10 protein-coding genes are annotated in these 12,445 nt (G+C 37.1%); 1 reads left to right on the top strand and 9 read right to left on the bottom strand.

The window, feature by feature from the left end; all coding sequences use genetic code 11:
• Positions 1-375 precede the first annotated feature (375 nt).
• Positions 376-750 carry a DUF779 domain-containing protein gene (locus EZ456_RS23535; protein ID WP_131534428.1) on the bottom strand — a complete coding sequence of 125 codons (375 nt, stop codon included), beginning with the start codon at positions 748-750 and terminating at the stop codon, positions 376-378.
• A gap of 195 nt (positions 751-945) precedes the next feature.
• The gene (locus EZ456_RS23540; protein ID WP_131534431.1) at positions 946-2,451 is read right to left on the bottom strand and encodes an aldehyde dehydrogenase family protein; all 1,506 of its coding nucleotides are present in this window, start codon (positions 2,449-2,451) and stop codon (positions 946-948) included.
• A 323-nt stretch (positions 2,452-2,774) separates the two neighbouring features.
• Here EZ456_RS23540 and EZ456_RS23545 point away from each other — a divergent pair, with 323 nt between their 5' ends.
• Complete coding sequence (locus EZ456_RS23545; protein WP_131534433.1) at positions 2,775-3,701, top strand: AraC family transcriptional regulator; 927 nt, start codon at positions 2,775-2,777, stop codon at positions 3,699-3,701.
• On the opposite strand, the gene EZ456_RS23550 is transcribed toward EZ456_RS23545, so the two are convergent.
• The 7 genes from EZ456_RS23550 to EZ456_RS23580 all read right to left on the bottom strand — a co-directional run bounded on the left by EZ456_RS23550 (position 3,690) and on the right by EZ456_RS23580 (position 12,438).
• Complete coding sequence (locus EZ456_RS23550; RefSeq protein ID WP_131534435.1) at positions 3,690-4,289, bottom strand: hypothetical protein; 600 nt, start codon at positions 4,287-4,289, stop codon at positions 3,690-3,692. The genes EZ456_RS23545 and EZ456_RS23550 overlap by 12 nt on opposite strands.
• Before the next feature lies 1 nt (position 4,290).
• The gene (locus tag EZ456_RS23555; protein WP_131534437.1) at positions 4,291-4,767 is read right to left on the bottom strand and encodes an RNA polymerase sigma factor; all 477 of its coding nucleotides are present in this window, start codon (positions 4,765-4,767) and stop codon (positions 4,291-4,293) included.
• Positions 4,768-4,777: 10 nt separating this feature from the next.
• Entirely contained in the window at positions 4,778-4,957 is a 180-nt protein-coding gene (locus EZ456_RS23560; protein WP_131534439.1) for a hypothetical protein, read from the bottom strand.
• A 64-nt stretch (positions 4,958-5,021) separates the two neighbouring features.
• Positions 5,022-6,686, bottom strand: a complete 1,665-nt coding sequence (locus tag EZ456_RS23565) for a beta-N-acetylhexosaminidase (RefSeq protein WP_131534441.1) — start codon at positions 6,684-6,686, stop codon at positions 5,022-5,024.
• A gap of 447 nt (positions 6,687-7,133) precedes the next feature.
• Positions 7,134-9,068, bottom strand: coding sequence for a 30S ribosomal protein S1 (gene rpsA / locus EZ456_RS23570; protein WP_131534443.1), 1,935 nt, complete (start codon positions 9,066-9,068; stop codon positions 7,134-7,136).
• Positions 9,069-9,760: 692 nt separating this feature from the next.
• Positions 9,761-10,741: an SH3 domain-containing protein gene (locus EZ456_RS23575; RefSeq protein WP_131534445.1), complete on the bottom strand. Its 981-nt coding sequence runs from the start codon at positions 10,739-10,741 to the stop codon at positions 9,761-9,763.
• Positions 10,742-10,932: 191 nt separating this feature from the next.
• Positions 10,933-12,438 (bottom strand): TPM domain-containing protein, encoded by a 1,506-nt coding sequence (locus tag EZ456_RS23580; protein ID WP_131534447.1) that lies wholly within the window; start codon positions 12,436-12,438, stop codon positions 10,933-10,935.
• Between the last annotated feature and the right edge of the window lie 7 nt (positions 12,439-12,445).

Consider the following 12,445-nt stretch of genomic DNA (forward strand, 5'->3'; position numbering starts at 1 on the left):
TTGAAACATCAATCCCAATAAAAAAATTTGTAGAGACAATCATCCTGTTATTTTTTATGTTTGTAATAGTTACCTAATTTTTACCCCATCGATCCTAGTCCTTAATAATGGGTATTGCCCTAATTGTTATCTGGTCACTAAGGGAAAAAACGGTAGCGGATTGCATCATGCTATAGGTATAAAAACCTTGACGAAATATTAATGTGCCGCTACCGCTTTAGGTAATCTGATAATTAAGCTAAGTAAAATAAATATTAGATTTTCTTAAATAATATATCAAAACAAATCTAAAGGACGATGTGACTTAAGAAATAGTATAAAAAAAGTCAGTCGGATTCCTCCAAACTGACTTAAAATTAACTAAATAAACGAAAATTACTCTGCCGTTTTAACGGGCTCAAGGTCTTTTAGTTCTTCTTCAGAGAATAGTCTGTAATGAATTTTAAACGTTTTTTGTAGCGGGGTTTCCAAGGAAAAACCGCCCACGCCAAATCCATCCAGCACATCTAAAGTAAAATGTGAAAATTTCCAATACTCGAAAAGATCTCTATCTACCCAAAACTCGCAGCCTTCTATTTCACCTAAACAAACATCGCGCATCCGCAAGTAATAGCCTCCTTTCTCGAAACATTGCGGTTGTGTCCCTTCGCAACATCCACCAGCTTGGTAAAACATCAGTTCTCCATGCTTTTCTTTAAGTACGGTTATCAGCTCTTTTGCTTTTTCTGTACTGTCTATTCGTTGAATCATGATCGTTATTTTAGGTTTGAAATGGGTCTTTAGAAAGAAGATGTATAGAGTCAAATTCAACCCGAATTGTCACGTTGAGCTTGTCGAAACGCTTTGACAAGGTCATTTAATTTAGTCCTTCTACAGGCTCTCCGTAGGAGTCCTTTGGACAGGATGACAATTCTATACTTATGATACAGCCCCTTGTTCAACGGACTAAAAGAAACCTAATTTATTTTTATCGTAAGAAATAAGCATGTTTTTAGTCTGGCGATAATGGCCCAACATCATTTTATGGTTTTCTCTGCCCACACCCGATTGTTTGTAGCCACCAAAAGGTGCGCCTGCAGGATAAGCATGATATTGGTTTACCCAAACTCGACCCGCTTGAATAGCTCTTGGAACCTGATAAAGTTCATGGGCATCACGTGTCCACACACCAGCACCTAAACCATATAAAGTATCGTTTGCAATTTCAATGGCTTCTTCGACTGTTTTAAAAGTAGTAACGGCCAATACCGGGCCGAAAATCTCCTCCTGGAAAATCCTCATTTTGTTATGGCCCTTAAAGATGGTTGGTTTGATGTAATAGCCACCACCAAGTTCACCAGGTAGCTCGTTTACCTCTCCGCCAGTTAATACTTCGGCACCTTCTTCTTTACCTAACTTAATGTAAGCGGCAATTTTTTCGAACTGAATCTTGGAGGCCTGAGCACCCATCATCACGGTTCTATCCAGCGGACTTCCAATTTTTATCGCTTTGGTTCGCTCAATTACCTTTGCAATAAATTTTTCGTAAATATCTTCCTGGATCAATAAACGAGATGGGCAGGTACAAATTTCGCCTTGGTTTAAAGCAAACATTACGGCCCCTTCTACCGCTTTATCTAAAAAGGCATCATCTTCGGCCATTACAGAGCTGAAAAATATATTTGGCGATTTCCCACCAAGTTCGAGTGTAACCGGGATAATATTTTCGGTTGCATATTGCATTACCAATCTGCCTGTAGGAGTAGAGCCTGTAAATGCTGCTTTCGAAATTTTAGGATTAGTCACTAAGGCACGTCCAAGTTCAGCGCCGAAGCCATTTACCACATTTATTACGCCTGGAGGCAATAAATCGCCAATTAATTCCATTAAAACCATAATCGAAACTGGCGTGCTTTCTGCAGGTTTTAAAACCACACAGTTCCCTGCTGCTAGGGCAGGGGCTAATTTCCAGATACCCATTAATAATGGGAAATTCCAGGGAATAATCTGCGCCACCACACCAATCGGCTCATGTACAATTAACGAAACTGTATTTTGATCGAGTTCTGAAAGCGAACCTTCTTCTGCGCGGATTACGCCAGCGAAATACCTGAAATGGTCTACACCTAAGGGTAAATCGGCTGCTAAGGTTTCTCTAACCGCTTTACCGTTATCGATGGTTTCAACCGTTGCCAGGTATTCGAGGTTATCTTCCATCCGCTGCGCAATTTTGTTTAAAATGATGCTTCTTTCGGTAGAAGAGGTTTTGCTCCAGGTTTTAAATGCTTCATGTGCGGCATCAACGGCTAATGCTATATCCTCTTTGGTAGAGTGCGCGGCTTTTGTAAATACTTTTCCATCAATCGGTGAAATATTATCGAAGTAAGCACCTTTAACCGGTGCTACAAATTTCCCTCCGATATAGTTATCGTAATTAGGTTTGAATGATGGTTTCTCAATTAAATTTTCCATAATTATTATTGATTATTAAATTTTTAAAAGCCATCATGAGCAGTTTAGGTATAGGATTTTAATAGGATTGCTCATCATGATTTTTGCAGTTATAAGATTTGGTTAATACAAACCTAATGGCAAAGCAGATGGAGCAGATAGTATAATCGGATCAACTGATAGCACTATCGTTTCAGGTTGTGTAACCATATCGTGCTCTGTAGCCGATAAATGGAGATTGAGCCGTGTATCAGCTATAATAGGTTTTTGCCGTTACAATATAACTAGATGAAATAATTATATTTGATTCATAGCAGATATTTCTAACCAGATTATTTCGGTTTATGCAACATACATTAGATCAGGTAAAGCTAAGTGCTTCGGAAACGTTGCAAACTTTAGTAGAGAATAGAACCTCTTATACCTTAGAGCGCTGCGAATTAAACGTTTTCGAAACTTACACCGAATCTTATAAAGTTCCACTTACTTTTAACGATTTTGTAATTACGAGTATGTTAAGAGGTAAAAAAGTGATGCATTTATTTGATAAGAAAGGTTTTGATTATTTTCCTGGCCAAACCGTTATTGTTCCTCCTGCTGTTACCATGGAAATTGATTTTCCGGAGGCTACTAACCTTAACCCTACCCAATGTATTGCCCTGGCTATCGATCAGGAGCAGATTCAAAAAACAATTGCTTATTTAAACGAATTTTTTCCGAAAGAGGGAAGCAATGAGAAATGGCTGTTAAATTACGATGAATATCATTTTTATAACAATGAAGAAATTGCCTACCTGATTAATAAGGTGATCAGGATTTGCTCTGAACGAACAAAGGAAAAAGATGTTTTGGCTGATTTAACACTGAAAGAATTGCTGGTTCGCATTATGCAGACCCAGAACCTTAAAACCATTAGCGATGATGGCTATAACCTGAACCAAAACCCACTGGCATTTGTATTGAATTATATTAAAACTAACCTAAACGAAAAGATCAGCATAAACAGTCTAAGCGATAAGGCTTGCATGAGCAAAGCCACATTTTATCGATTGTTTAAACGCGAACTCGGTATCAGTCCAAATGATTTTATTTTAACCGAAAAGATTAACAAAGCCAAGCTTTTACTAGCACAGCCTGGAACTAAGGTAGCCTCAATAAGTTACGAGCTTGGTTTCAGTGATGCAAATTACTTCATTAGGGCATTTAAAAAGATGGTTGGTATTACGCCTGGGGCATATCAATTGCAGGTGGCCAATCAGTTAATCCATTAAATCGTTTATCTTTTCGTTAAGTTCTTTTAAAGGCTTAGCAAATATGCTGTCGTTCATTTTTTTTCCGATGTAGATAAACGGTATGCCAATTAGGATAAGCAATACCATCTGTATAAAAAAATGGGGTAAACTGAATACTTTTTCAAAAGTTTCATATACGTATAGTTTATATGCTAACCAGCCTGTTGGTCCGGCAAGTGGCAAAAAAATGTATCCATAAATGGTCTCACCTCTTAAAATTCTTTTAATTGCCTTTAGGTTATCGGTAAGTACTTGTTTGGTATTTGCATTATAATCTATACCGGTTTTAATTTTTCTGAAGCTGTTTACTCCCAAAGTCCTTGAAATTTCATAAGTGATAAATACAAAAAGCAAGAGGAATTTTAAATCTCCTTTTATAAAAAAGGCCATGGCCAAAATTGGTAAATCGATAATTCTGATCCACCTTAATTTCCATCTTAATTTAAATAATAAGTCCTGCAGAAGACTGTGCGATTTTTCATCGATTGTGATATTCGAAATATTTATTTTGTCTACCTTTGAGTCAAATTCTCCACTCAAATTTTGCCATTCTTGTTCTAAATTCATTTTACTTACGGGTTAGCAGTGTGGTTAATTGTTGTTTAATCCGATGTAACTTAACATTGGTGTTGTTTCTGGATATTCCTGTCATTTCGCTTATTTCTGTATTATCGAAACCATCGAGATGGAGCATAATTATACTCCGGTCGATTTCTGTTAATTGTTTGATACAGCGATACAGCCAATCGGCCCGTTCTGATAATTCGGGCGGTTCGAAGTAATGCTCAAATTGCCCCCGGTCTTTAACCTGGCTATGCTTTTTCTGTTTGCTCAAAAATGAAAGTGATACATTTAAACTGAGTTTATAAAGCCAGGTAGAAAATTTAGCATCGCCTTTAAACCGGCCATAAGCATTCCAGCTTTGAAAAACGATTTCTTGATACAAATCTTTGCGGTCCTCTTCATCATCTGCATAAAGGTTTACCATTTTATAGATAATGCCTTTATGTGCTTCCAGTTTGTCGAGATAAGATTTTTCAATCATATGCTATAGCTTATCTGCCTTTCGATAATTGATCCGCTTTGAATGCTTTCTGGTACTGATAAATTCCGATGATTAACGAGATCAATGCCACCGTTAATAAGAAATATTTGGTATAGCCTTGAACGCCCGTTGTATGAGCTACAATGCTTAAAAATGCAGCGATACCTAATTTTGAATTGTTGTTTTCCATTGCTAATTTAATTGATTTGAACAGTTAGTAAGCAGCAGATCGGAAAAATTACAGCATTGGAAAATTAATTTTCTAAATACCTTTTAGAGTAGGTAATCCCCATTAAATCGTAGCGTTTAAACTGTGTTTTTAGCCTTTTTTGAAAATCGGGATAATTCCGTTTTTCTTTCGGACTCCACAAAATTTCGCTTAAAGCATCTAACCGTGGAAAAAGCAGGTATTGTACTTTGGCTGGGTTGGTAATATATTCACTCCACAAACAGCCCTGTGCACCCCATATGTATTTAGCTTGCTTGGCATTTAATTCAGTTGGTATGGGCTCATAATTGTAAACATCAATTAAGGGCGAAAACTTATTTGCGGCTAAGCTATCTTCTTTTACAAACTGAGCATGATTAAAATACATTTTATTTTCGGGTGTCATAATGGCTTTATGATTTTGTTTTGCAGCATCGATACCACCTTTTTCGCCTTGCCAGCTCATCACAACTGCATTGGGTGCCAAGCCACCCTGTAAAATTTCGTTCCATCCAATAATGGTTTTCCCTTTGCTATTTACAAATTTTTCCATCCTGCGGATGAAATAACTTTGCAGCTCACTTTCATTTTTCAAACCATTTGCTTTCATAATCTGCTGTGAAACGGCAGATTGTTTCCACCATACTTTAGAAGCTTCATCACCGCCAATGTGAATATATGGTGAGGGGAATAGGTTCATTACTTCTGTTAACACATTTTCTAGAAATTTAAAAGTCGTGTCAGAAGCCTGAAGTACATTATTGTATTTGTTCATCATGCCCCATGTTTCGGCAACCTCGTATTTTTTATCTGGCATTGTACCTAACTCTGGGTAAGCAGCTAATAAAGCCATGCTGTGTGCAGGCATTTCAATTTCTGGAATGATGGTGATATAACGTTTAGCAGCGTAATCGACCACATCTTTAATTTGTTCTTGTGTGTAATAACCACCGTGACGGATACCATCGGTTTTAATAACAGCATCTTTTGGCATAATTTTTACTTCTGTTGGCAATACCTGATATTTTATATGCTCATTTCCTTGTCCGGGCCATAAGCCAATAATGCTGCCATTTCTCCAGGCCCCAATTTCAGTAAGCTTAGGGTATTTTTTGATTTCAATCCGCCAGCCATGGTCATCAGTTAAATGCCAATGGAAATAATTCATTTTATGCAGTGCTAAATAATCGATGTACTGTTTTACAAAGGCTACATCAAAAAAATGGCGACTTACATCCAGATGCATACCACGGTAATCGAAGCGGGGATGATCTATAATTGAAACCGATTTTATACTTAACTTTTCTGCTTTTGAGGTCGGCAAAAGTTGTATTAATGATTGTATACCGTAAAATATCCCGGGTTTTGAGGTGCCGATAATGGATACTCCATCATCTAAAGTGTTTAGAAAATAAGCATCATCAAATTCACTGACACGCGTATTTAAAATTAAGCTAATGAAATTTTTAGTTGGGGTAACACTTGTTATGTTTAGCTTCAGATTATAATACTGTTGAACATAATTAATTAGAAAATTAGCTGAATTCAATAATGAAGAATCAACAATTACAATTTGAGTTTTTGAATCTATCGTAAATGATTTTTTATTTGATTCAACTTTAATATAAACTGGTTGCGGAATGATATTAATTTCCTGCGCAGAAAGTTTGAGGGAAATAATTGTTAAGAACAAAAGGATGATTTTTCTCATGCTGAAAAGGCTTGGTTACGCTTTCCAAAAGTAATAATTATAGGCGGATGAAAGTAAAGGGTTTGGTAGAACGAACTACTTATGTTACATAAACCCGATAGGATGAATGCCGTTTTTCACGGCAGAAAGTATAGCGGGGCTGTAGCCATCCACTGGCTGTTACTTTCGTTTTCTAATTATTATTTACCATTTAAGGCATTTAAGAAAATATAAAAGTATGTTGTAAAACTTAAGTGTACTCAGGTGGTCAAAATCCATTGAGGAGATTGCTTCGTCTCTCAGACTGAAGCAAAGCGTCATCTCGACTGAAACGTAGTGGAATGGAGAGATCTATCACAGTAAGATTTCTCGACTTCGTTGCACTCCGCTCGAAATGACGTTAACTCGAGCACAAAAAAAATCCCGATAACTTTCGCTATCGGGATTAATATGATCAGTTAAAAAGAACTAGCCTTTTTTAGCTTTGCTTTCTTCGCCTTCTAATTGCGATTTCAATTGAGCCAATACGTCTAAATCTCCTAAAGTAGATTTCTCTACAGAATCTTTAACTTTTTTAACAGCAGTTACAGCAGCTTTAGCTTCTTTTTTCTTAGTTGCTCTTTCTTCAGCAACAGCTTCAGCTTTAACCTCTTCCCAGATACGGGCGTGAGATACTACAATGCGTTTTGCTTCTTTGTTGAATTCAATGATTTTGAAGTCATTGGTTTCTTCAGCTTTAACTGATGTACCATCTTCTTTAACCATGTGTTTAGTTGGTACGAAACCTTCTACACCATATGGTAAAGCAATAACAGCACCTTTATCAGTTACTTTAACAACAGTACCTTGGTGAACCGAATCTAAAGTGAAGATCGTTTCGAAAGTATCCCAAGGGTTTTCTTCCAATTGTTTGTGACCTAAGCTTAATTTACGGTTATCAACATCAAGTTCTAAAACAACAACATCTAATACATCACCAACTTTAGTGAATTCGTTAGGGTGGTTTACTTTTTTAGACCATGATAAATCAGAGATGTGGATTAAACCATCAATACCTTCTTCGATTTCAACAAAAACACCGAAGTTAGTCATGTTTTTAACAGTAGCTGTATGCTTGCTTCCAACTGGGAATTTAGCAGCAACTTCTTGCCATGGATCGTTAGATAATTGTTTAATACCTAAGCTCATTTTACGCTCGTCTCTGTCTAAAGTTAAAACTTCAGCTTCGATCTCATCACCAACTTTTAAGAATTCTTGTGGATTTCTTAAGTTTTGTGACCAGCTCATTTCAGAAACGTGGATTAAACCTTCAACACCTGGGATAATTTCTAAGAAAGCACCGTAATCTGCAACAGTTACGATTTTTCCTTTTACTTTAGAACCAACTTGGATGTCGGTGCTTAAGTTCTCCCAAGGGTGTGGAGTTAATTGTTTTAAGCCTAAAGCGATACGTTTTTTCTCATCATCAAAATCTAAAACAACCACGTTGATTTTTTCATCTAATGATAATACTTCTTTTGGATGCTCTATGCGGCCCCAAGAAATATCAGTAATGTGAAGTAAACCATCAACACCACCTAAATCGATGAACACACCGAAATCAGTAATGTTTTTAACAGTACCTTCTAGTACCTGACCTTTTTCTAATTTAGAAACGATCTCTACTTTTTGGCTTTCTAAATCGTCTTCGATTAACACTTTATGAGAAACTACTACGTTTTTAAACTCATGGTTAATTTTAACAACTTTGAATTCCATTGTTTTACCCACGTATACATCGTAATCGCGGATAGGTTTAATATCAATTTGAGATCCTGGTAAGAAAGCTTCAACGCCCATGATATCAACAATTAAACCACCTTTAGTACGGCTCTTAACGAAACCGTTGATGATTCTATCATTTTCAAGAGCCTCGTTAATCGCTTCCCATGATCTTTGGGTTTTAGCTCTTTTGCGAGAAAGGATCAATTGACCGTTAGCGTCTTCTGGTGCTTCAACGAAAACGTCAACTGAATCGCCGATTTTAAGATCTGGTGTATCACGGAATTCTGAAGTAGAAACTAAACCGTCTGATTTGAAACCTACGTTTAATACTACGTCTTTGTTGTTAATTGAAACAACGATACCGCTAATGATTTCACCTTTAGTGATCTGATTGAATGTTCCAGCATACATATCTTCAAACTTTTTACGGTCTGCGTCATTGTAATTACCGAAAACTTTTTCATCTGCATCCCAATCGAAATCTTCGGTTGGTGTTGCTAATGATGATTTGATCGATTCGATCGAAACTGAATCAGCTTCTGATTCAATCGTTTCTTTTTCAGTCAGGCGTCCGCCTTCTCCCTGAAGTTCAGCTGTTTTAGCTGCTAATTCTTTTTCTGCTACTTGTTTTTTAGCCATTAATTAATTATCTCCTTTTTTCCCTATTTAGGGACTGCAAAGGTAAAAATATTTTAATTAATAGAAAAGATTTTTTTAATAAATCTTGCTGATTTTTAGCGCTTTATAATTTCCCTCCCTTGGAGAGCCTGCTCCGATTCCTTCGGAGGGTGCCTGAAAGGCGGGGTGGTTATTTCAATTTGCCACATGTTTTTCCAAAATGTAGCTGGTTTATTTTAGAATTAATCGCCTTGTTATTCATAATTATTTGAAAATGAGCGCCCATATTTCATCGGAAACAGCAGTCCTGCTATCGCTTATAGTCCTCACTACGTTCCGGGCTATTCCGCTCTATCAGGTTTAAAAACAAGGGCTGTGCACAAATGCCTGCCAAACGTTCTTACGGAACGGTTTATTAAATTAAGGCGGAAATAATAAAATATTGTCATCCTGAGGGATAATTTATTGCATAAAAATCAGGATATCACAGAGGATTTTTAGTGCAGTGACAGGTTGCGCGGAATCGTCATTCCCAACTTGATTGGGAATCGTAATGCAATAAGCTTTAAGATTCCCGCCTGCGCGGGAATGACGATCATTCTATTGGATCTGTCAATGATAGCCTGTCGAAGGATAATCTCTTGCCTTTTAAAAAGATTCTGAAACAAGTTCAGAATGACGAATAAATAAAGAGTATCTAAAATGATAAACTTCTATTTTTTCGTAAAAGTCCCTCTGGTAAAACCTTCACCAATTAATGTTTCATCATCTCTGATTAATAGCATTATCGTGTTCTGCTGATCGTAAAGTTTGATCATGTCCCCCTCAATAACGTATTTTGAGGTGAAAATAGAATCGGTATAGGCATCGGTAACAGTCACCGAATCTTTCGATTTAAAATTAAAGGTTTTGTACTGTATATCTTCGTCGCTTGCAAAGGTGCCTGTTACCACTTTTGCCTGTATAAAGGTAATGAAGCAGAAATAGCCAATTACCAAGATTACAACTACAGAAAAACCGATCAAAAATTTATTGCCACTGGCATATTTAATCGAAAAGTATAATATGGTAATCAGTATTAAGGCTACAACCACAAAAAAGATGATGTTCGTATAATCTTTGTTTTCTTGAGGTACCGATGCCGCAATGCTTGTTTTTTCGGCTGCTGCTTTTACCGGAGAAATCCTTACTAAAAATTCTTTACTCACCCATCCTTCTCCATTGGTGACCTTAATTTTATAGAAACTTGTGTTTGATGAATCGATCACGGCAACATTTTCATTTTTAGGCAGGTACCCAACAATTTTGCTTTTCGGATCAGCTTGTTGCCTAACCCGTAAATCGTCGGCAGTTACGCGATATAGGTCGGTGCTTGTTGCCCTTTGTGGGCTGGCATCGGGCTGTGCGGTATTTGCCTGAGGAGTTGATGGTTTAGCTGCCGGTGCAATTTTTTCGATGAAATCTTTGCTTACCCAACCTTCGCGGTTTTTAAACTTTACTTTGTAAAACTTGGCATTGCTTGCATCTAAAACCGTAATATTTTCATTTTGAGCAATATTTCCAATAACCTTACTTTTCGGATCGCTACTTTGCCTTACACGCAATTTGTCAGCTTTAACACGATACAATTCTTGTGCATTTAAACGGTAAGCAAAAATAGAAAGAGCGATTAGGAGGAAGAAAATTCTAGTCATAAGTATAGGATTCTGCGAAACAGTTTTAATAGGTAATTGCAAACACGCTATAAGCAAACACCGTGCTAAGTGTTCAAAATTAGAAAATACTTTTAATAGGTGGGGATAAGATTGAAAAAAAGGTGCTGCTCCTTTCCTTAAAAAATCTTCTTGAGCAAGGTCAAAGCATCTTATAAAATAGATAAGCTGAACTACCAGCTTCCTCCAGAACCACCACCGCTGCTACTGCCACCACCCCAGCTACTCCTTGATGATGAAGATGAAGAGCTGCTACTGGACGAGGAGGAACTTGATGAGGAACTCGATTCAACTAACATGGCAAGTGTTATCCATTTTATAAATTCTGTTTTTTTACAAAAGCCACATTCGTTTATCAGCTTCGCCTGGCCTTCATGACTGTAAGTGGCCTGTTTAACCGTTACGCGTTCATTCAGTTTGTATGTCCTAAAAGCACACCCAGGACATTCAGTATAACTATTGTATTCTTCCGCAGGCCATGCCTTAATAATATGTTCATTATGGTCTGCACTTTCCCAAATATCATAATCGTACGCCAAAACAACTTCTTCCTTACGTTGCCCTGCTGTTAAAAATGGTTTTCCTTCAGTGTTGATATCACGATCTACCCGAATCATTGGCTTCTTTTTACTATCCAAAATTGGCTTGAAACGATCAATTGTTTTAACACGCTTGATGAGGTGGAGTATAATTGCTATTAAAATTATAGGAGAGAATAGTATTAACCACCAGTTCTTTTTGTGGAAAGCCACAACGGCATCAAAGAAATTTTTGTCGTCCTGATGTGCTTTTCTTAATGTCGACAAATAGAAAAGATACCGAAAGAAAAGGGCTATAGCCAGTATAGTAAAAAGAATATAGGGGATATGTGCTAATTTTATCTTTTCGAACAGCTCAAAAGCATCGGTAAAAACAAATATAAAAATAGAAACGAATACAATAAAGAAAACCACCCCACAGCCTTTCGCTATGGTAGTATCATAACTATTTTTATTCTTATCAAAGCCTTTTAGATTTAAGCCATTTTTGGCCTGCCTGTTCACAATTTTGAACACCCCAAAAAATGCCAGTAGGATAATTCCCGTAGGGAGCCAAAAATTTTCGAGTGAACTGTTGCTTTCGTGTTGGGTGAAAAACTGATTGAGCTCTGATTTATGTTCAGGGTTTAAAATAATTACCCCAATGGCATTAATGGTATTGGTAATTCCTGTACTAAAATCGTTTTGTCTAAAAGCAGGTAAGAGATTCTGCTCGGCAATATGTTTAAGTTTTACGTCTGGTAATACACCTTCAGTTCCGGTGCCCGTAATAAAGCGGTATTTGCGGCGATCTTTCGAAATAAACAACAACAATCCGTTATTGCTTGTTTTTTGCCCAATTCCCCAGGTATTAAAGAGTTCATAAGCAAAATCGAAATCTTCTTTGTCATGGTCGAAATCGTTAATAATCACCACTGCCACCTGAACATTGGTTTCACGTTCGAACTGGGCAATGGTATTATTTAAGCCCGAAACCGCACTACTTCCCAAAATGCTGTCAGGATCACTTACATAACCCCCACCATTGTTTTTGGGATCTGGAATATCTTTTACTTTGTAAGCAGTTTGCCCAAAAGTAATATTGGCAACTAAAAGAAAGAATAGTAGGGCAGCGGGTTTAAACAAATAGGTGTTGAGCATCGTATAA

This window comes from Pedobacter psychrodurus (assembly GCF_004331735.1).
Classification (GTDB): domain Bacteria; phylum Bacteroidota; class Bacteroidia; order Sphingobacteriales; family Sphingobacteriaceae; genus Pedobacter; species Pedobacter psychrodurus.